General features: G+C 67.6%; 18 protein-coding genes. 10 read left to right on the forward strand and 8 right to left on the reverse strand.

What is annotated here, in order from left to right:
- Window positions 1-330: 330 nt before the first annotated feature.
- Genes I1A62_RS19635 through I1A62_RS19645 form a run of 3 tightly spaced genes read left to right on the forward strand, consistent with a single transcriptional unit; the run spans window position 331 to window position 3129 of the window.
- Window positions 331-549: a ferredoxin gene (locus I1A62_RS19635; protein WP_219459491.1), complete on the forward strand. Its 219-nt coding sequence runs from the start codon at window positions 331-333 to the stop codon at window positions 547-549.
- Window positions 539-1903, forward strand: a complete 1365-nt coding sequence (locus I1A62_RS19640; RefSeq protein ID WP_219459492.1) for an NAD(P)/FAD-dependent oxidoreductase — start codon at window positions 539-541, stop codon at window positions 1901-1903. Before I1A62_RS19635 ends, I1A62_RS19640 begins: the two co-directional genes overlap by 11 nt.
- Before the next feature lie 14 nt (window positions 1904-1917).
- Window positions 1918-3129 carry a cytochrome P450 gene (locus tag I1A62_RS19645; protein ID WP_219459493.1) on the forward strand — a complete coding sequence of 404 codons (1212 nt, stop codon included), beginning with the start codon at window positions 1918-1920 and terminating at the stop codon, window positions 3127-3129.
- On the opposite strand, the gene I1A62_RS19650 is transcribed toward I1A62_RS19645, so the two are convergent.
- Together I1A62_RS19650 and I1A62_RS19655 are read right to left on the reverse strand one after the other, a co-directional pair.
- A complete protein-coding gene (locus tag I1A62_RS19650) occupies window positions 3026-4567 on the reverse strand; it encodes an HNH endonuclease signature motif containing protein (protein ID WP_219459494.1) in 1542 nt (513 codons plus the stop codon). The two genes, I1A62_RS19645 and I1A62_RS19650, sit on opposite strands and share 104 nt — an antisense overlap.
- Before the next feature lie 32 nt (window positions 4568-4599).
- The gene (locus I1A62_RS19655) at window positions 4600-5547 is read right to left on the reverse strand and encodes an AraC family transcriptional regulator (RefSeq protein ID WP_219459495.1); all 948 of its coding nucleotides are present in this window, start codon (window positions 5545-5547) and stop codon (window positions 4600-4602) included.
- 239 nt (window positions 5548-5786) lie between these two features.
- Here I1A62_RS19655 and I1A62_RS19660 point away from each other — a divergent pair, with 239 nt between their 5' ends.
- From I1A62_RS19660 to I1A62_RS19675, 4 genes are all read left to right on the forward strand, one after another.
- Window positions 5787-6359, forward strand: coding sequence for a flavin reductase family protein (locus I1A62_RS19660; protein WP_219459496.1), 573 nt, complete (start codon window positions 5787-5789; stop codon window positions 6357-6359).
- A gap of 20 nt (window positions 6360-6379) precedes the next feature.
- Window positions 6380-7996 carry a 4-hydroxyphenylacetate 3-hydroxylase family protein gene (locus I1A62_RS19665; protein WP_219459497.1) on the forward strand — a complete coding sequence of 539 codons (1617 nt, stop codon included), beginning with the start codon at window positions 6380-6382 and terminating at the stop codon, window positions 7994-7996.
- A 22-nt stretch (window positions 7997-8018) separates the two neighbouring features.
- Window positions 8019-8867, forward strand: a complete 849-nt coding sequence (gene catA / locus I1A62_RS19670) for a catechol 1,2-dioxygenase (RefSeq protein WP_219459498.1) — start codon at window positions 8019-8021, stop codon at window positions 8865-8867.
- 73 nt (window positions 8868-8940) lie between these two features.
- Entirely contained in the window at window positions 8941-9735 is a 795-nt protein-coding gene (locus I1A62_RS19675; protein WP_219459499.1) for an alpha/beta fold hydrolase, read from the forward strand.
- A 4-nt stretch (window positions 9736-9739) separates the two neighbouring features.
- Here the strand turns inward: I1A62_RS19675 and I1A62_RS19680 are convergent, their stop codons facing one another.
- The 6 genes from I1A62_RS19680 to I1A62_RS19705 form a co-directional block, all read right to left on the reverse strand.
- Complete coding sequence (locus I1A62_RS19680; RefSeq protein WP_219459500.1) at window positions 9740-10975, reverse strand: acetyl-CoA C-acetyltransferase; 1236 nt, start codon at window positions 10973-10975, stop codon at window positions 9740-9742.
- The gene (locus tag I1A62_RS19685; protein WP_219459501.1) at window positions 10968-12674 is read right to left on the reverse strand and encodes an AMP-binding protein; all 1707 of its coding nucleotides are present in this window, start codon (window positions 12672-12674) and stop codon (window positions 10968-10970) included. The genes I1A62_RS19680 and I1A62_RS19685 overlap by 8 nt, the downstream gene beginning before the upstream one ends.
- Entirely contained in the window at window positions 12671-13519 is an 849-nt protein-coding gene (locus tag I1A62_RS19690) for an alpha/beta fold hydrolase (RefSeq protein WP_219459502.1), read from the reverse strand. Before I1A62_RS19690 ends, I1A62_RS19685 begins: the two co-directional genes overlap by 4 nt.
- Window positions 13516-14307: a hypothetical protein gene (locus I1A62_RS19695; protein ID WP_219459503.1), complete on the reverse strand. Its 792-nt coding sequence runs from the start codon at window positions 14305-14307 to the stop codon at window positions 13516-13518. Before I1A62_RS19695 ends, I1A62_RS19690 begins: the two co-directional genes overlap by 4 nt.
- A complete protein-coding gene (locus I1A62_RS19700; protein ID WP_219459504.1) occupies window positions 14304-15497 on the reverse strand; it encodes an acyl-CoA dehydrogenase family protein in 1194 nt (397 codons plus the stop codon). The genes I1A62_RS19695 and I1A62_RS19700 overlap by 4 nt, the downstream gene beginning before the upstream one ends.
- Before the next feature lie 131 nt (window positions 15498-15628).
- A complete protein-coding gene (locus tag I1A62_RS19705) occupies window positions 15629-16234 on the reverse strand; it encodes a TetR/AcrR family transcriptional regulator (protein WP_072948050.1) in 606 nt (201 codons plus the stop codon).
- A 203-nt stretch (window positions 16235-16437) separates the two neighbouring features.
- Here I1A62_RS19705 and I1A62_RS19710 point away from each other — a divergent pair, with 203 nt between their 5' ends.
- From I1A62_RS19710 to I1A62_RS19720, 3 genes are read left to right on the forward strand one after another with little or no spacing between them, the layout of a single operon-like run.
- The gene (locus tag I1A62_RS19710) at window positions 16438-16917 is read left to right on the forward strand and encodes a nuclear transport factor 2 family protein (protein ID WP_219459505.1); all 480 of its coding nucleotides are present in this window, start codon (window positions 16438-16440) and stop codon (window positions 16915-16917) included.
- Window positions 16914-17261 carry a DUF485 domain-containing protein gene (locus tag I1A62_RS19715; protein WP_219459506.1) on the forward strand — a complete coding sequence of 116 codons (348 nt, stop codon included), beginning with the start codon at window positions 16914-16916 and terminating at the stop codon, window positions 17259-17261. Before I1A62_RS19710 ends, I1A62_RS19715 begins: the two co-directional genes overlap by 4 nt.
- Complete coding sequence (locus I1A62_RS19720; RefSeq protein ID WP_219459507.1) at window positions 17258-18862, forward strand: cation acetate symporter; 1605 nt, start codon at window positions 17258-17260, stop codon at window positions 18860-18862. Before I1A62_RS19715 ends, I1A62_RS19720 begins: the two co-directional genes overlap by 4 nt.
- The last annotated feature ends 105 nt before the right edge of the window (window positions 18863-18967 follow it).

Here is an 18967-nt window from a genome sequence, read left to right on the forward strand (position 1 = left end):
CGTTGCCGGTCTGGTGTGACCACATCACATCACGATCCGGACGTTCGTGTTGCCGAATCGAGACCGTGTCCGAAAGTTGTTTCTCGACAGGAGGATCCGAACTGCGGCGAGGTACTTGTAACTCTCGTTACTACCGCGAAGTTCTACCGGTGAGTAGGTCGCGCGCGGAATCACATTTCTGAACGGCTCCAGAACAGCGGATCGAAACCGAACAGACCGGCCATTCCGCAATACTGTTTCCCGGGCGGAATTCTCCACCCGACGCGATCGGACGGCCGTGCGCCGCGCAGTCCCTGTGGACCCGTGTGACCAGAACTGTTCAGAATCGGGATGATTGACGTGAAACTCGTCGTCGACCTCAATCGGTGCCAGGGTTACGCGCAGTGCGTGTTCCTCGCACCCGACGTCTTCACTCTGCACGGAGAAGAGGCCCTCCTCTACGACGCGGGCCCCGCCGACGGCGAACGCGAGCACGTGTCGCAGGCCGCCGCGGCCTGCCCGGTGCATGCCATCACCACGGACCTCCCCGCCCACCACGATGGGGAGTGACGTGCGGATCGTGATCGTCGGCGCGTCGCTCGCCGGGGTGCGCGCCGCGGAGGCGCTTCGGGGGCAGGGCTTCGACGGTTCGCTGACCCTGATCGGCGACGAACCCTACGAACCGTACGACCGGCCGCCGCTGTCGAAGGCCGTGCTCCTCGGGATCATGCCGCCCGAACACGCTGCGCTCCCCTACCGTTCCGACCTCGACGCGAAGTGGCTGCTCGGCGTGCGGGCCACCACCCTCGACCTGGAGAACAACCGGGTGGTGCTCAGCGACGGCGACACCGTCGAGTTCGACAAGGTGCTTATCGCGACCGGCGTGCGCGCCCGGCCGTGGTCGAACTCGTCCGAGGCGGCACTCGACGGCGTCTTCACCGTCCGCACCTGCGACGACTCCCGCCGACTGAACGAGCGGCTGTCTGCCGGCCCGCGCCACGTCCTGGTGATCGGCGCCGGGTTCACCGGCTCGGAGATCGCGTCGGTATGCCGGGAGCGCGGGCTGTCCGTGACGGTCACCGAGCGCGGCCCGGCACCGCTGGTCGGTGCGCTCGGCGGGGTGGTGGCGGCGGTCGCCGCCGACATGCAACGCGACCACGGCGTCGACCTGCGCACCGGGGTCACGGTGACCGGACTCGACGGCGACAGCGACGGACGACTCTGCCGCGCGCACCTCTCGGACGGGACCGCACTCGACGTCGACGTCGCGATCGTCGCGCAGGGCAGCATCCGCAACACCGACTGGCTGGCAGGGTCCGGTCTGGCCGCCGGGCCCCGGGGAGTCACGTGCGACGCCGGCTGCCGGGCGTTCGACATCAACGGTATCGTCACCGACAACGTGTTCGTCGCCGGTGACGTTGCGCGGCAACCACATCCGCTCTACGACTACCAGTTGCTGGCGCTGGAGCACTGGGGCAACGCGATCGGTCAGGCCGAGGTGGCGGCACACAACATGATCCACGACGGCCTCCGCCGGCGACCGCACCTGGAGATTCCCGCGTTCTGGTCCAGCCAGTTCGGCGTCAACATCAAGTCCGTCGGCATCCCCACCTATTCCGATCAGGTGGTGATCACCCAGGGTTCGGTCGCCGACCGGCGATTCGTGGCGGCGTACGGCTTCCGTGGTCGCGTCACTGCGGCGGTGGCGTTCAATCAGGGGAAGTGGCTCGACTTCTATCGGGGGCTGATCGAGTCGGCGGCGGAGTTCCCACCGGACTTCGACGTCATGGACCGAGCGGACCCGTTCGAGGTGCGGCCGTCGGAGTTGCCGGACCCGGCCGTACTCAGCCACGGCCCGACCGTCGCGGTGACCGGTCATCTGCCCACCGAACGTCGTGTCGAGTTCGTCTCGCTACCGAAGTAACAGGGAGAGTGTCCATGTCGCGTGCTCAGTTGTTCGAGCGGATCACCGACCAGGCGAACCGGCCGAATCCGTATCCGCTGTACGAGGAACTTCGTGAGACGCGGGTGGCGCCGCAGGACAACGGTTCCTTCCTCGTCGGCCGGTACTACGACGTGATGGCGCTTCTGCACGATCCGAGGATCAGCTCCGACCTGCACAACCGGGGGCCGGGGCTCCCCGGAGCAGATCGCGCCGGCGACGGGCCGGAGTCGTTCCTCAAACTCGATCCGCCCGAGCACGATCGGTTGCGCCGACTGACGACGCGACAGTTCGGCCCACCGCACAGCCCCGACCGGATCGACTCCATGCGTGGCGAACTCGCAGAACTCGTCACGAACCTCGTCGACGGACTCGACGGCAAGGGCCGCATCGACATCGTCGACGACTTCGCGTACCCCTTCCCCGTCTCCGTCATCTGCCGTCTGCTCGGCGTGCCTCACGAGGAGGAACCCCGGTTCCACGCCTGGGCCGACGCATTGGTGGCGGCCATCGACCCGCGGCGCACCAGCGCCGACAACCAGCAGGTGAAGGCGGCGCAGCAGGCCCAGATGGAGATGGCCATGTTCATGGCCGGTCTCATCGAGGACCGTCGCCGCAACCCCGGTGACGACATGCTGTCGGGGTTGGCCAACGATTCGGGGCCCGACGGCCAATTGAACACCGTCGAGTTGGTCACCAACTCCATCCTGCTGTTCATCGCCGGGCACGAGACGACCGTCAATCTCATCACCAACGGCATGCTGACCCTGCTGCGCAATCCCGACGTGCTCGAACGGCTTCGCGCGGAACCGGAGTTGATGCCGCAGGCTGTGGAGGAATTGCTCCGCTTCGAACCGCCCGTGCACCTGCTGGGCCAGCGAACGCCGATCGTCGACATCGAGATCGACGGTGTCACCGTCCCGAAGGGGTCGCCGCTCGTCCTGGCGTTGGCCTCGGCCAATCGTGATCCCGAACGCTTCGTCGACGCCGACCGGTTCGTCCCCGACCGCGAGGACAACCAGCACGTGGGTCTGGGCAGCGGCATCCACAGTTGCTTCGGCGCTCCCCTCGCCCGCCTCGAAGGGCAGATGGCGCTCACCGAACTCATTCGCCGCCTCCCGAATCCGCGCCTCGTGGAGGATCCGCCGCCCTACCGGCCCAACCCGGTGCTGCGCGGTCCGCGACACCTGTTGGTGGACTGTGGGTGACAGGAGCTGACCGGCTCCTCCGCGCATGCTCGATCAACTCACCGGGGTGGTGCCGGTGGTTGATGCGCGGTCTCCGGGTGCGGTCGATGTGCGGCGGCGGGATCCATTCGGTCCGACCCGGGAAATCGGAACGGTCGGGCGCGGACCGCGTCGTCCACCCGGCCGCGCTGTCGTTGACCTGGGCGTGGCATGCGTCGCAGACCAGGGCCAGGCCGTCGACGTCTGTGCGTCCACCCTTGTGCCAGTCGGTGACATGGTGCACGGCGCACAGACTCGGCGGCGCTGCACATCCCGGCCGAGTGCAGCCACCGTCCGCCGCGATCAGGGCGAGTCGCTGATCGGCACTGGCCAGGCGGCGACGTCGGCCGAGGTGCAGCGGACGACCGGCGTGGTCGAATAGTGCCAGCACCGGGTGCGCGTCCTCGGCCAGGGCGAGTGCGTCCGCGATCGGGAGTAGCCCACCTGTGGCCGTGGTGGCGAGACCACCGACCGCCTTCTCCAGTTGCTCGAGCGTCATCGTGACGATCATCGTGGCCGGGAGACCGCGGTGTCTGCCCAGCACTCCCGACTCGAGCAGCGCCCGGAACACTGCACTGAACGCGTCGTGGTTGCGCTGCGCGGCGGTGCGGGTATCGCGAGCGGCAGCTGCCGCCAACATGTCTCGCTCGATCGACGGGTCTTCTCCGTCACCGGTCGGTGATCCGGGATCGTCCGGATTGTTCATCCCCGGCCGCGCCCATTTCGCGAGAATCGGATCGAGCATCGCCCGTGCGACCGGGTCGAGTTCACCGGAGATCCGCGACATCAGTTCGGTGTCCTGGCGGCCGATCGAAATGCCGCGCCTGCGCTTCCGGTCGCGGTCGTCGCCGAGGTTCCCGTCCGGGTTCAGATAGGCCAGTAACCGGTGCCCGGCCGCCTCCACATCCTCCGGGGTGCCCTGGCGGGCGAGACGGGCCAGCACCGCCTCGGCGTCGGCTACCGCATCGTTGTCCACGGCGTGGGGAATCTTGCGCATCACTTTCGCGATCGCCCGCACATGATCCGCTCCGATGTCGCCGTCACTCTGTGCCGCAGCGCTTTCCGGTAAGACGGGTGGCATCGGATCGCCCGCCAGGGTGTGCCACACCCCCAGTTCACGGGCGGCGGCGACCCGGGCGGACGCGTCTGCGGCCGAGACCCGGAGCACGTCGATCAGCATCTTCTTCGGTGAGTTGTACCCCAGGCTCGCCGGGACCGACCGCTCGACACTCTCGACGATCAGCCGGTGCGACAACGCATCCGCTCGGCGAAGCGACCGTTCCACCCCGCGCATCACCTCGACGACCTCACCGTCCGACAATTCCGTCAGCCCGCTATCGAGGAGCCCGTCGACCGCGGCAGCGAGCACCGACAGATGCTCCGTCACCCGGCTCCCCACCGACCCCCCAGTCGAAATCATGTGCGAATACTATCGCGGGGGTCCGACAACTTTCAGAGGCCGCGATCTCGCAGCGACCCGGACGGCGTCACACCGTACTTGCGGCGGTAGGCGGCGGCGAATCTGCCGGTGTGCATGATCCCCCAGCGGGTGGCGACTTCGGAAACAGTTGCACAGGAGGCACTTCCGGTCAGATCGGCGTGCACACGTTCGAGGCGCACGTCGACGAGGAACTCCATCGGCGTCATGCCCACGTATTCGCGGAACCCCTGCTGCATGCGCCGGACGCTCACGCCGACGAGTTCTGCCATCTCGCCCGCCGTCCAGGGGCGTGCCGGATCCTCATGGATCGCGTCGATGACCCGCTTGACGATGCGGGGGCGGATTCCCGACGAGCCGGTGTCGCCGTCCGGCATCGCCGTGAGCACGAGAGCGGTGGTCAGGGCACCACACAATTGCTGCGACACCATCTCACTGCGCAGGAGGACGCTGTCGTGTAATGCCTGGTCGGCGATGGAACGGACGAGTCTGAGCCACTCCGCTCCGGCGCCCGCGCGCAGGTCGAGTTGCCGCGGCAACACCTGACCCGGCCTGGCGAGCACGCGGTCCATCTCCCGCTGCAGGTAGTCCCGGTCCACCTTGAAGCCGATGATCTCGCAGGAACTGCTCCAGTTGGTGATCACGGTCCGGGTATCGGGCGGACAGATCGTGGCCAGTCCCGGCGTCGACGTCACTTCCGTGCCGCCGGTGACGGACACGATGCGACCGGTCAGGGGGATGTTGATGCCGTATGCGCCGGGATGGTCGGACTCGATGGCCACGGCTGCCCCGAATCCGATCCGGGCGAGCCGCGACGCCCCCACGTCGGACGATTCCAGCGACGACCGCGCGGCGTTGTCACGCGACAGCGGACGCAGTTCGTGGGGGAAGTACGCGTCCGCGACCACCTCGTGAACCTCGTCCCAGTCGGTGAAACCGGGGCCCTCCAGCTGTCCTCGCATACGTACGTCCAGACCTCTCACCTCGCGCTTCGGCGGCGTTCGAGCAACTCCCGACCCTAGCATCACCTGTGACTCACGTCACTGCAAGGGCTAGCGGCCCACGTCCGGCTAACCCGTTTCGCGTTCCGGATCACGCCTTCGCAATGAGGATCGACGGACTGTGACACCCGTCATACGTTGTGCAGGTCCCCAATCGCAGGGGTTATCGCACGAATCGTGCAGAAAGGCGGTCAGGAGAAATGGACCAGCGCACTCTGCGTAACATTTTCGGCCAGTTCGCCAGTGGCGTCACCGTGATCACGTGCGCCAACTCCGACGGCGAGCCGCACGGGGCCACCGTCACCGCGTTCACCGCGATCTCGATCGAACCTCGGCTGTGCCAGGTGACGTTGACCCGGAAGTCGAAGGCGTGCAGCTACCTGAGTGACGCGCCGTTCGCGGTGAACATTCTGGCCGCCGATCAGCTCGACACCGCCATGCACTTCGCGGGCAAACCACAACGGACGGAGCCGGTGTGGGACCAGTCCGGCATCGCTCCCGCCCTGTCCGGCAACGCGGCCACGCTGACGTGTTCGCCCTGGGCGTCCTACGACGGCGGCGACCACGTCATCTTCATCGGCGAGATCGTCGATGCGTCCGTCGACCCGGTCAAGGACCCACTGTTGTTCTACCGGAGCACATTCCACGATCTCGGTGCCGTGTCGAGCACCACGGCGTGGAACGGCTGCCTCGACGACCCCCACAGCGGATGGTTCGACGCCGCCGCGTCCTTCACGCCCCTCCACTTGCGGCTCGCCCAGGCTGCCTCGTAATCCTGACGGAAGGAAACACCATGACCACCACCGAAGCCGCCCCCGAGAACGCCGTCGACCGCAGCAAGGTCAATGTCGCTGCCGACTGTGAGGCGAACCGCACCGCGAACTTCGCATCGCGCCCGATGACCGGTGACGAGTACATCGAGTCGCTGCGCGACGACCGCGAGATCTACTTGCACGGGGAACGGGTGAAGGACGTCACGACGCATCCGGCGTTCCGCAACCCGATCCGGATGACCGCCCGCCTCTACGACGCGATGCACACCGGCGAGCACGTCGAGACCCTGACAACACCCACCGACACCGGCAACGGTGGTGTGACGATGCCCTTCTTCCGGGCGTCCAAGACGTCGGACGACCTGCTGAAGGACCGCGACGCGATCGCCACCTGGGCACGGATGACATACGGCTGGATGGGCCGCAGCCCCGACTACAAGGCGTCGTTCCTCGGCACCCTGCATGCGAACAAGGAGCTGTACTCACCGTTCCAGGCCAACGCCGAACGCTGGTACAAGGAATCGCAGGAAAAGGTCCTGTACTGGAACCACGCGATCATCAACCCCCCGGTAGACCGGCAGCTTCCCCCGGACGAGGTCGGCGACGTGTTCATGAAGGTGGAAAAGGAAACCGACGCCGGCCTGATCGTCTCCGGCGCCAAGGTGGTGGCCACCGGTTCGGCGATCACCAACTACAATTTCATCGCGCACTACGGGCTGCCGATCAAGAAGAAGCAATTCGCCCTCATCTGCACCGTCCCGATGGACGCCCCGGGTGTGAAGCTGATCTGCCGCACGTCCTACACCCAGCAGGCCGCGGTGATGGGCAGCCCGTTCGACTACCCGCTGTCGTCGCGGATGGACGAGAACGACACCATCTTCGTCTTCGACAAGGTGCTGGTGCCGTGGGAGAACGTCTTCATGTACGGCGACGTGGAGAAGATCAATGCCTTCTTCCCGCAGTCGGGATTTCTGCCGCGCTTCACCCTGCAGGGGTGCACGCGGCTGGCCGTGAAGCTCGATTTCATCGCCGGCCTGCTCATGAAGGCACTCGACGCCACCGGAGCGGGCGGTTTCCGCGGCGTGCAGACCCGTGTCGGTGAAGTGATCGGCTGGCGAAACCTGTTTTGGTCGCTGACCGAATCGATGATCCGCGACCCCGAGCCGTGGGTGGGGGACACCGTCATCCCCAAGCTCGAATACGGCCTCACCTACCGGATGTTCATGCAGCAGGGGTACCCGCGGATCAAGGAGATCATCGAGCAGGACGTCGCGTCCGGCCTGATCTACCTGCCGTCGTCGTCGGCGGACTTCAAGAGCCCCGAGGTCCGGCCGTACCTGGACAAGTACGTCCGCGGCTCCGAGGGCATGCCCGCCGTCGAGCGGGTGAAGATCATGAAGGCCCTGTGGGATTCGGTGGGCAGCGAGTTCGGTGGCCGCCACGAGCTGTACGAGCGCAACTACGCCGGCAACCACGAGGGTGTGAAGGCGGAACTGCTGATGTTCGCGGAGAACCGGGGAACGGTCAGTTCGATGAAGGGTCTCGCCGAGCAGTGCCTGGCCGAGTACGACCTGGACGGCTGGACGGTGCCCGACCTCATCGGCAACGACGACGTCTCCTACTTCGGCCGCAGCTAGCCCCTCGAGACCCAGGAGAATCATGACCACCATCGAAAGCCCCACCGCGGTCGGCTCCGGAAACGCCGCCACCGACAAGTTCAAGGGCGCCAGATTCACCGCCGACACGTCACCGGAACGCCTGTCCGCCATCGCCACCGAGGCGCTCGCCGGGTTGGGCGCGCTGATCCGGAAGCACGCCGTCACCTACCCGGAGTACCGGGTCCTCAAGCAATGGCTCATCGACGTCGGCGAGGGCGGCGAGTGGCCGCTACTCCTCGACGTGTTCGTCGAGCACGAGATCGAGGAGGTGAACTCCCGGAACTTCCAGGGCACCAAGGGGAGCATCGAGGGACCGTACTACGTGCCCGGTGCGCCGGATCTCCCCGCGCGGTGCACCCTTCCGATGCGCGACGAGGACCGGGCACACACCGCGCTCGTTCTCCGGGGCCAGGTCACCGACCTGGACGGCACCGGGCTCGGCGGCGCCATCATCGAGCTGTGGCATGCCGACGACGAGGGCTATTACTCGCAGTTCGCTCCCCACCTGCCCGAATGGAACCTGCGCGGAACGATCGTCACCGACGCGGAGGGTCGGTACGAGATCACCACCATCGAGCCTGCGCCGTATCAGATCCCGACCGACGGCCCCACCGGTCAGTTCATCGAGTCCGCCGGCTGGCACCCGTGGCGTCCGGCGCACCTGCACCTGCGGGTGACGTCCCCGGGCAAGCAGCCGATCATCACGCAGCTGTATTTCGCGGGCGGCGACTGGATCGACGACGACGTCGCCGGCGCGACGAAACCCGAACTGCTCCTCGATCCGCAGCTCGACGACACCGGGCGTAAGGTCGTCACCTACGACTTCGCGCTCGATCCCGCCGCGGACTGAGCCACGGCCCCATACCCCCGGGCGACGCGAGAGATCGCGTCGCCCGGGGTCTCGACGTTGTGGAGGAATCATCATGGCGAACACATCCGAATCGCGGACGACGGAATTCGTGCACACCGCGTCGGCCGTGATCGAGGTCGTCGTCGAGGGCAGCGGCCCCTCGGTGATCCTGCTACCCTCGCTCGGCCGCGAGTCGTACGACTACGACGACGTCGCGAGTGGGCTCGCGCACAACGGGTTCCGGGTCTCCCGTCCGCAGCCGCGCGGCATCGGCCGCAGCGTGGGTTCACTGGAGGACATCACGCTGCACGACCTGGCCGCCGACGTCGGAGCGGTGATCGAGGCACAGGGCAACGCCGCGGCCGTCGTCGTCGGTCACGCCTTCGGGCACTACGTCGCACGAATGCTCGCCGCCGACCGGCCGGACCTGGTGCGCGGCGTCGTCGTCGCCGCCGCGGGCGCCCGCAACTACCCGGCCGCGCTGACCGCGCTGGCGGTGAAGTGCTCGGATTCCTCGCTGCCCGACGCGGAGCGGATCGGCTACCTGCAGACCGGATTCTTCGCGCCGGGCAACAGCCCGGCGGAATGGCTCACCGGCTGGTATCCGGAGGTGTCGAAGCGGCAGCTCGCCGCGTCGGCCGCCACACCCAAGGACGAATGGTGGGCGGTCGCGCACCAGCCGATTCTCGATCTGCAGTCCGCTCTCGACCCGTTCCGGCCGCGCGAGACGGCGAACGAATTGCGGGACCGGTTCGGCGAATTGGTCACCGTGAGCGTCGTCCCGAACGCCAGCCATGCACTGATGCCGGAAGCGCCCGCACAGGTTGTGCGGGCGCTCACCGACTGGATCCGGGGTCTCGACAGCTGAGGGGTCAGACCCTCTCGAAGATCGCGGTCAGCCCCTGGCCGCCGCCGATGCACATCGTCTCGAGTCCGTAACGGACTCCGCGACGGTCCATCTCGCGCAGGAGTGTGGTGAGGATCCGCACTCCTGTAGCGCCGACGGGATGCCCGAGCGAGATTCCCGAACCGTTGACATTGGTGCGGTCGAAATCCTGTGCACCGAAATTCCATTCGCGGGTGACGGCCAGCGCCTGCGCCGCGAAGGCCTCGTTCAATTCGATGAGGTCGATGTCGGCGAGCGTCAGCCCGGCGCGTTTCAGGGCCCGTTCGGTGGACGGCACCGGTCCGATTCCCATCTCGGACGGCTCCACACCGGCCACCGCCCAGGTGACCAGGCGGGCGAGCGGCCGGAGTCCCAACCGTTCCGCCTGTGCCCGGGTGGTGACGAGGCACGCCGCCGCACCGTCGTTCTGTCCGCTGGCGTTGCCTGCGGTGACGGTCGCGTCGGGGTCGGTGCTGCCCATGATGGGTCGCAGCCGAGCGAGCGACTCGATCGTCGTGTCGGCCCGGGGATGCTCATCCCGGTCGACGACCCGCGGATCACCCTTGCGGACAGGAACTTCCACCGGCACGATCTCCTCGGCGAACTTTCCCGAGTCGATGGCTGCGACCGCCCGCTGATGGGAACTCACCGCGAGTTCGTCCTGTTCCCCGCGGCTGATGCCGTACCTGCGGCGCAGGTTCTCCGCCGTCTCCAGCATGCCGCCCGGCACCGGGTAGTTGCGGCCACCTGCGGTGACGCGACCGCGGGCGAGCCGGTCGTGGAGCGCGGCCGGGGCGCCCTTGGCTCCCCACCGCATCGATTCGGTGTAGTACTCGGCGCGGCTCATCGACTCCACGCCGCCGGCGATCACCAGTTCGGCGACCCCCGTCTGCACCCGCATCGCCGCGTCGAGCACGGCCTGCAGACCCGATCCGCAGCGACGGTCGAGTTGTTGACCGGGAACCGTCACCGGCATCCCCGCATCGAGGGCCATGACGCGGCCGATGGCGGGTGCCTCGCCGTTCGGGTAGCACTGACCGAAGATCACGTCGTCGATGCTGCCCGGATCCACGCCGGTGCGATCGAGCAGTTCGGACACCACACGGGCGCCCAGGTCGGCGGCGGGAACGTCCATGAACTGGCCGCCGTACCGGCCGACGGGGGTGCGGAGGGGCTCACAGACGACGACATCGGTCGCCTTCGTGTTCGAGTTTTCAGGCACTGCGGAAATCCCTTTCGTGATCGGTCCAGCGCTGCGCCCATTCGCGCAGTTCGACCGCTCGGATCTTGGCTCCGTTACCGCCCACGGTGGTCGGCATTTCCTCGATCATGTGCACGGCGGCGGGAACCTTGAACGCCGCCAACGACTCTGCGCACCACGACTTGAGCACGGCGGCATCGACGTCGGCGTTCTCGGCCGGGACGACGAACGCCACCGCCTCGGTGTATCCGCCGGTCCCGGTGATGCCCACGACCTTCGTGAGGTGGACGCCGTCGTGTTCGGCGATCCGGTGCTCGATCTCGGCGGGATCCACCAGGAATCCGCGCAACCGGAGCACGTCGCCCATCCGGCACACGTACGTGTAGCCGCCGTCGCCGGTCGCGACGGCGAGGTCGCCGCTGCGGAACCACCCGTCCGACGTGAATGCTCGCGCGGCCGCATCCGGATTGCCGAGGTACGCGTCGACGACGTTCGGTCCGCGCACCTGGAGCTCGCCTTGCTCGCCGTCGGGGAGAACGGAATCGTCCAGTGGGTCGGCGATCCGGATCTCGATGGCGGGTTCCACCGGACGCCCGCCGCCGTTCCAGCGCACGGCTTCCGGATCGGTGACATCCCACAGCAGCATCAGGGCGAACACCTCGGAGGACCCGAAGACACCCGTGGTGACGGCGGCGAATTCGTCCCGGACCCATGCGGCCACCTCATGCGAACGGCCGAGGAAGTCGGCGATCCCGAGCCGCTTCAACGACGACAGGTCGGCGCGGTCGCCCCCGTGCCACGTGTCGAGGAGACGGGTGAAGAGGTCGTCGCCGCCGACCACGTGGGTCACGTTCAGCGACTGCATGCGGCCCAGCGTGGACGCGGCCTCGAAGACGGGTTCCATCAGCAGGGCGCCGCCGCCGGCGAGAGTCGCCAGGGCGGTGCTGAATCCGAACACCCCCGACACCGGCAGCACGCAGAGGGTGACGTCGCCGGGCTCGACGTCGAGGACGACGGCGTCGGCTCGGGCGTGACGGACCACCGCGGATTCCCGATGGGCGGCGAGTTTCGGAACGCCGGTGGATCCGGACGTGGTGAACGCGACCGCGAGCGGGTCGCCGGGGTCCGCCCGCTCGCCCGCGGCGGTCGTGGTGGCCATGTCAGGTGTCTCCGGCACCCGAACACCGCCGGTGTCCGCGCTGCCCGCGGTCCAGGCGCCGCCGCCGAGGTCGAATCGCGCCGGATCGGGCGCCTCGCCCGCGGCCGCCGGGCCGCGCACCACCGCGACCGCCGGGGCCGGGAGGTCGACGGACTGCTGCGCCTCGTCGAGTCGCCCGAACAGGTCGAGGCCGTGGAAGTGGTCGGCCACGGCCACGACCGCGGGTCGCGCGGAGATGAGGATGTGCGCGATCTCGTGTGTGTTGTACCGGGTGTTGACGCCGATGACGTGTGCGCCGACGGCCGACGAGGCGAGCTGCCAGACGAGTGCATCGGACCAGTTCGGCAGCAGCACGGCCACGCACTGGCCGCGGCGCACACCGACTGTTGCGAGTTCCGACTTCAGTGCCTCGACGCGGTCGCGGAGGTCGGCGCGGCCCGAGACGATCGGTTCGCCGTCGACGACGTCGATCGTGGCGGCGGCCTTCGGGTCGGCGGTCACGAGTTCGTCGAGCAGCGCGGCGAGTGTGTCACGGCGCGTGGCCGTGTCGTGCGCCGTCACGAGAGCACCGCCGCGGTGCGCAGTTCGGTGAGCCAGCCGTCCGCCACCGACGCGAAATCGTCGATCTCCTCCATCGGGTAGTGGCCGATGTCGTCGAGCAGGGTGAACGTCGTCGATCCCGGACGGGCGTCCTCGATTCTCGCTGCCGCCTGCTCGACGAGTCCGGCCTGGATCCACGGATCCTGCGCGCCGGCGACGAGCCTGATGGGGCAGGTGATGTCGGCGAGACGGTCCCGCACGTCGTGTGTTCCCCAGGCGATGAGGTCCGAGGACGAGATCTCCGGGTCCTCGCGTTTGTGCATCGTCGCGATCAGGCGGGCCTGAGTTTCGGGCACGGACCGCCCGACGGACGCCAGCGTGCCCAGGTACGTGCGGTCGGCGCGGCTGGGTCCGGCGACGTCCTCGAGTTCGCGGCGCAATCCGCCGACGTTGACGCGGCCGGGACCGGCCTCGGCCTCCATCGCGATCGCCCCGGCCAGCGGCCGCGTCGGGCGGGTCGCGAGTTCGAGTGTCAGCTTGCCCCCGATGGAACATCCCATGACGAACGGCCGTTCGACGGCGAGGGCGTCGAGGACCTTCCCGACCCAGTCCGCGAACAACACGATGCTGGTGATCGGGCCGTCGAGCGCGGGCTCGGAACGCCCGTGGCCCGGAAGGTCGGGGACGATCACCCGGTAGCCGCGGTCGGCCAGTGCGGACGCGGCGTGGCGCCACTGGACTCCGCTCTGCCCCGCGGTGTGCAGGCACAGGACGGTGGGTGTTTCGATGTCCCGACGATTGTCGGGGGTGACGATTTCGACGAAGCCGAGCGCGCCGTCGATGTCCAGGTACTGGGCCTCGATCACGACCGGGCCTCCCTTCCGCACGTGAGTGGCAAAGTGTGCCCCGACACGCTTTGCCACTCACGTGCGGCGGTGCGGGCATGGGCGATGACGATGTCGAGCGGCTTGGTGAGTCGCAGGTACTCGTACCCGTCGCCGCTGGAGGAGAATTCACCGCTGATCGCGCGGCGCATGAAGTCGTTGTGTTCGGCGACCATCAGGTCGACCCACGTCACGGCCGGGATGACGAGCGTGAACGTGGCCCCACCGGGGACGCGGCGCGCGACGTCGATGATCCGGCCGCGGTAGATCCGCAGGTGCACCTCGCGGGACCCGCCCGAGGCGTCGGTACAGCGCAGGCCCACCGTGCCGTCCCACGTCGCCAGCGAGGACGCGAAGGCAGGGTCGGCGGAGAGCGATTCGCGGAGAACCTCTCCCCAGGCGGGGGTACAGAAGTCCACCGCCGGGTCGTATCGAATTCCGGCGGGGTCGGGCAGGCGCCACGTCTCGATACCCTGCTCGCGGACCGACCCGCCGTCATCGACGAGCCGCACGTGGCGGTCGAGAACTGCTCCGTCCGCTGACTGTTCGACCCGGGTGACGACGGATTCGACGCAGACGACATCGTCATCCGTCACCGCGGACTGCGAATTCCATTGCAGCCCGGTACGTGTGGCTCCGACCGCCGGTCGTGGGGCGAGCAGCCCTGCCACGGCGATTCCCGTCAACGACGATTCCGGCAGGGACAGTTCGAGTTCGGAGACTCGCCGGGCATCGCTCACCGTGCGATCGCCGATCGTGGATGTACTCATTCGCCCGCCCTCCCCAGCAGTTCGTCGGAGATGATGCGCATCTGGATCTCGCTGGTGCCTTCGAAGATCTTCGTGAGCCGGGCGTCGCGCCAGTGCCGCTCCACCTGGAAGTCGGTGGTGTACCCGGCACCACCGTGGATCTGCACCGCCTCACTGGTCACCCGCTCGGCCATCTCCGTGGCCACCAGCTTGCACATCGACGCCTCCAGCGAGCACCGCCGACCGGTGTCGATATCGGTGGCCACCGCATACATCAACTGCCGCGCCGCCTCGATATCGGCGGCCATCGTCGCGATCTTGAACCGCAGATGCTGAAAATCCGCCAACTCGTGCCCGAACTGCCGCCGGGTGTGCAGATACGCGATCGAATCCTCCAACGCACCCCGAGCCAGACCGATCGCCCGGGCCGCGGTGTGCGCCCGCCCGACCTCGAGACCGGAGACCGCCAGGTAGAAACCCTTGCCCTCCTCGCCGAGCATCGCGGACGCGGGCACTCGGACATTGTCGAACGAGAGCTCCCACGTGTTCCACCCGAAGTACCCGATCTTGCGGATCTTCGTCCCGCTGATCCCTTCGGGGAAGCCTCCGCGCTGCTTGTCGATCAGGAACGCGCTGATCCCGCGGTGCGGTTTCGCGGGATCCTTGTTCGGGTCGGTGCGCGCGAACAGCACCAGGTAGTCGGCCTCGTCGGCGTAGGTGCACCACATCTTCGTGCCGCTGATCACCCAGTCGTCGCCGTCGCGGGTCGCGCGGCAGGAGATGTTCGCGACATCGGATCCGGCCTCGGCCTCCGACAACGCGTACGCCCCCAGATACTCACCGCGCGCGACCTTCGGCAGCAGCGCCGCCTCCTGCTCGGCGGTGAACCCGCCGCCCATCCCGTTGCCGCGGGCCAGCAGTCCGGACACGCTCATCCACGCCCGCGACAACTCCTCCGCGACCAGGCAGTATTCGAACACGCCGAGGCCGAGACCGCCGTGCTCCTCGGGGATCATGATCCCGAAGAACCCGACCTCGGCCATCGCCTTCTTCAACGTGTCCGGGATGGTGCCCTGCACCGGATCCAACTCGTTCGCGACCGGCAGCACCTGCGTCATTGCGAACTCGCGAGCCAGGTCCCGGATCGCCAGGCGGTCCTCGGTGAGATACCGCGGTGAATCTGTCCGCGGCTGCGACGGCCGATGCGTCATGGATACTCCTCCACTCGAACTACGGGGCGCGTGAAACGGGGAACTCACGGTTCCGCACTCGGATCACATTAACGCTTGTTCACCCAGTAGAGCACGCCCGGGAGCGCACCGTCAATGCCGAACCGCCCGAATCAGGCGGGGCGGTACCCCACCAGATTGAGCGCGTAGACGCCGTACGAATCCGCTACCGCCTGCGCGGACAGGGGGCCGTCCGGCCGGTACCAGAGCGCGATGCCTGCACACATGGTCAGCACGGCGGTCACTGCCTGGTGGACGTGCGGGACGTCGAAGTCACCGCCCGCTACCCCCGCCTCGGCGATGGTGACGAACAGGTGCTCCTGGGCGTCGCGCGAGCCCACCACCCGTTTGCGATCGACCTCGTCGAGATATCGCAGTTCGGTGTTGGCCACCAGGCACGCACGCTGGTTGCGTGCGGTGTACAGCGAATGCGCGACCACCGCGGCCGTCCACTGCTCAGCGGGTGCGGCACCCGCCTTGCGCAGGGCATTCCGGGTGGCGGTGAACTGCTCGTCGCTGGCCGCGCGCAGGATCTCGACGAGGAGTTCGTCCTTGTTGTCGAAGTGGTTGTAGACGTTCGCGGCGCTGCACCCGGCGCGTTTGGCGATGGTGCGCATGGTCGCGGCGTGGAAGCCGGCGGTGTAGAACTCCTCCAGCGCTGCGTCCAGAATCCGCTGCCTGACGTGGGGAATCACCGCACTGCTTGACCGAGTGTTCATCCCTCGGAGGGTAGAGGCACCGCGCTGGGTGAGCAACGATCCGGCCGGAAATCGCAGTTCAGCAACCCTCAGTGGGAGGGAATCGCGTGAGCGACGCTCGGCCTTGACCCGCGACACAACGTCGATTATGGTCCCTATCACATGAACGGTCGTTAATGACCGCTTCGCACATTCCGCACATCGCACCGTGGAGGTATGCCGCCTTGAGCACCCTCGAAGAACGAATTGGCCGTCTGGAAGACCTGGAGGCCATCCGATACCTCGATGCGCAGTACTGCCGCCATCTCGACGACGGCAACTGGGACGCCCTGATGGACCTGTTCACCGACGACGGCGAGTTCGACGGGCTGTCCAACCCGAAGGGCAAAAGCGAGATGCGGGAGTTCTTCGCCGGACTCGCCCCCGGTGGGCTCACCGCGTTCTGGCACTTCATCACCAACCTGGAGATCGACCTCGACGGCGACCGCGCCACCGTCCGCTCGTTCCTGTGGCAGCCGTGCGTGACCGACGGCACCGCCTCGATCGCCGCCGGCCGTTACACCGACGAGGCCGTCAAGATCGACGGTCGCTGGTTGTATCGCGTCAAGCAGGTGCGTTTCCACTACTTCGGGCCGCTGGCCGAGGGCTGGGACGAGAACCGGTTCGCCCTGGATTCGGCGCGGCGCGCGGCGGTGAACGCATGACAACCGAGTCGCCCGCCACGGCGTCGAGAGCATGGTCGCCGATCCTCGCGCTGCCGGAGTTCGTCGAACTGCGGCGTCGGCGGCGTGCCGTCACCACCGCACTCGGCCTGATCGCGATCGTAATGTTCGCCGGCTTCCTCGTCGGATTCGCCTACTTCCCCGAGTTCCTGGGCGACAACACGGCATTCGGCATTCCGCTGTCGCTGTGGGTGGTGTTCTCCCAGTTCGCCGGCACCTGGGTGCTGGTGTACGCGTACTTCCGGCTGTCCCGCACGTACATCCAACCCGCCGCCGATGCCGCCGTCCTGGCCATCGCACAACGTGATCAGGAGCATGCCTCATGACCGGCGACGCCGATTTCCTCGCCATCGGCATCTGTGCCGCCGTCATCTCCCTCACGTTGTGGGTGACGTTTGCCGCGTCGCGCCGAAGTCGCAGCGCCACCGGGTTCTTCGCCGCGGGCCGCTCGATCACCGGGTGGCAGAACGGTTTCGCGATCGCCGGTGAATTCATTTCCGCGGGCAGTTTCCTCGGGACGACGGGATTGATCTTCTACAAGGGCGTCGACGGTGCCGTCATTCTCTGCACGTCGGTGGTCTCCTTCCTCCCCGTCCTCTTCCTCCTCGCCGAGAAGATGCGCAACGTCGGAAAGTTCACTCTCGCTGACGTTCTGGTGTTCCGGACCGGTGCACGACGGGTCCGGGTGGTGGTTGCGCTCAGTACCATCGTCACCGGCACGTTCGTGCTGCTCGCCCAGCTCGTGGCGGCGGGCGTCCTTCTCGAGTCGGTGTCGGGGATCCCGTTCGGCCTGTCCGTCGTGGTGGCCGGTTCGCTGATGGGCATCTACGTCTTCGTCGGCGGCATGCTCGCGACCACGTGGGTTCAGGTGATCAAGTCGTCCATCCTGTCGATCCTGGCGGTCGTGGTGTGCCTGGGAATCCTGGCGAAGTTCGGTTTCAGCCTCCCCGGCATGCTCGGGGCGGCCACGTCGAACGCCGCCGCCGGTGACGCGATCCTCTCGCCGGGTCTGATCTTCGGGCAGACCGGCGCGATCAACCTGATCTCGTACTCCCTGGCGTTCGCGCTCGGAACGGCCGGCATGGCGCACATCCTGATTCGCTTCTTCACCGTCCCCGAGGCCGCGACGGCCCGGAAGTCGCTGGGCTGGACCGTCGCGTTGTGCAGCATCTTCTATCTGATCGTCATCGTCATGGGCTTCGGCACCGCCGCTCTGCTCGGTCCCGACGGGGCGGATCGTGTCGGCGCCGGCGGCAATCTCGCGGCGCCCACGCTGGTCACGGAACTCGGCGGAGGCGTCGGCACCATCGGTGGTTCGATCGCGCTGGCCATGGTGGCCGCCGTCGCATTCGCGAGCATCGTCGCCGTCGTCGCGGGCGTCGTGATCTCGGCCGCGGGAACGTTCGCCCACGACGTGTGGCCCACGCTCACCCGCCGGAAGTCCGCCGACGCGAACACGGAGACGGCGGACGCCCGCGAGGCCAAGGTCGCCCGGTACGCGGCGGTCGCGTTCAGCGTCGCCGCGATCGGACTGACGATGGCAATCGGCGACACTACAAATATCACCTACTTCATGGGTATGGCCTTCATGGTCGCAGGCAGTGCGCACCTGCCCAGCCTGCTGCTCAGCCTGGGCTGGCGGCGATTCAACAGCACCGGCGCCATCTGGGGAATCTCGGTGGGACTGACATCCACCGTCGTCAGCCTGATGTTCACCGAGGCGCTCTGGCTGGGCAGTGGACCGGCGCCGCTGACCATTCAGCTGCCGGTGATCATCACGATGCCGCTCGGGTTGGCCGCGGCCGTGATCGGCTCGCTCGCCGGCGAACGCCGTCACGGACGGTCGGCGGACCGGGACGAGAAGTTCGCCGAAATGCTGGTCCGTGCCGAAACCGGCATCGGCGCAGAACTCGCCGAAACGCACTAGATTTCACGCTCGCCCGATGCCCTCGCCGACACGGCGGGGGCATCGGCTCGCAGCCCCTCGCGGCGACGCGCGCGTAGGATCTTCGCGGAATGCGTCAACTCGAGA

It is taken from the genome of Rhodococcus sp. USK10, from assembly GCF_019378875.1.
Lineage (GTDB): Bacteria > Actinomycetota > Actinomycetes > Mycobacteriales > Mycobacteriaceae > Rhodococcus_F > Rhodococcus_F pseudokoreensis.

What these genes read in the sequence shown, in the direction of transcription:
- I1A62_RS19635 (WP_219459491.1), top strand. Translation starts at nt 331, where the DNA reads ATGATTGACGTGAAACTCGTCGTCGACCTCAATCGGTGCCAGGGTTAC.
- I1A62_RS19640 (WP_219459492.1), top strand. Translation starts at nt 539, where the DNA reads ATGGGGAGTGACGTGCGGATCGTGATCGTCGGCGCGTCGCTCGCCGGG.
- I1A62_RS19645 (WP_219459493.1), top strand. Translation starts at nt 1,918, where the DNA reads ATGTCGCGTGCTCAGTTGTTCGAGCGGATCACCGACCAGGCGAACCGG.
- I1A62_RS19650 (WP_219459494.1), bottom strand. Translation starts at nt 4,567, where the DNA reads ATGATTTCGACTGGGGGGTCGGTGGGGAGCCGGGTGACGGAGCATCTG.
- I1A62_RS19655 (WP_219459495.1), bottom strand. Translation starts at nt 5,547, where the DNA reads ATGCGAGGACAGCTGGAGGGCCCCGGTTTCACCGACTGGGACGAGGTT.
- I1A62_RS19660 (WP_219459496.1), top strand. Translation starts at nt 5,787, where the DNA reads ATGGACCAGCGCACTCTGCGTAACATTTTCGGCCAGTTCGCCAGTGGC.
- I1A62_RS19665 (WP_219459497.1), top strand. Translation starts at nt 6,380, where the DNA reads ATGACCACCACCGAAGCCGCCCCCGAGAACGCCGTCGACCGCAGCAAG.
- catA (WP_219459498.1), top strand. Translation starts at nt 8,019, where the DNA reads ATGACCACCATCGAAAGCCCCACCGCGGTCGGCTCCGGAAACGCCGCC.
- I1A62_RS19675 (WP_219459499.1), top strand. Translation starts at nt 8,941, where the DNA reads ATGGCGAACACATCCGAATCGCGGACGACGGAATTCGTGCACACCGCG.
- I1A62_RS19695 (WP_219459503.1), bottom strand. Translation starts at nt 14,307, where the DNA reads ATGAGTACATCCACGATCGGCGATCGCACGGTGAGCGATGCCCGGCGA.
- I1A62_RS19700 (WP_219459504.1), bottom strand. Translation starts at nt 15,497, where the DNA reads ATGACGCATCGGCCGTCGCAGCCGCGGACAGATTCACCGCGGTATCTC.
- I1A62_RS19705 (WP_072948050.1), bottom strand. Translation starts at nt 16,234, where the DNA reads ATGAACACTCGGTCAAGCAGTGCGGTGATTCCCCACGTCAGGCAGCGG.
- I1A62_RS19715 (WP_219459506.1), top strand. Translation starts at nt 16,914, where the DNA reads ATGACAACCGAGTCGCCCGCCACGGCGTCGAGAGCATGGTCGCCGATC.
- I1A62_RS19720 (WP_219459507.1), top strand. Translation starts at nt 17,258, where the DNA reads ATGACCGGCGACGCCGATTTCCTCGCCATCGGCATCTGTGCCGCCGTC.